1 protein-coding gene is annotated in these 353 nt (G+C 67.1%); it reads right to left on the bottom strand.

All coding sequences use genetic code 11. From position 1 onward, the window contains the following. Positions 1-353 (bottom strand): GvpL/GvpF family gas vesicle protein (locus AC1DYG_RS21045; protein WP_477641757.1); only part of this gene is annotated, 353 nt, incomplete at both ends.

Here is a 353-nt window from a genome sequence, read left to right as displayed (position 1 = left end):
CCGGCTGGTCGCGGATCGTCTCCCTCAGTGCGCTGGCCTGCTCGTTCTCACCGATCACTTCCCACAGAAGGGCCTGTTCGACGTAGCGGCCCTTCACTACGAACTGCGCCTTACCCTCGAGTTGCTCCATGGCGGCGGCGAACTCGTCAGCGTGCGCGGTGAGTAGTTCGTCCTTCACCGCGTCGGCGTCGGTCAGGACCGCACCGAACCGCAGGGGAAGCACCGGTGCCACCCGCGCGGTTCCGTCCAGCAGGCGTGCGTGGGCTTGGAGGTCCGCGGGTTTACCGAGCGGCCGGTCCACCGGTATTTCGCTGACCAGCGCCGCGACATCGCCGTGTCTGATGGTGCTCACC

The sequence above is a fragment of the Pedococcus sp. P1_H8 genome (assembly GCF_056405175.1).
Note: the sequence above shows the minus strand (reverse complement) of the source record. Positions and strands in the feature narration are given on the sequence as shown.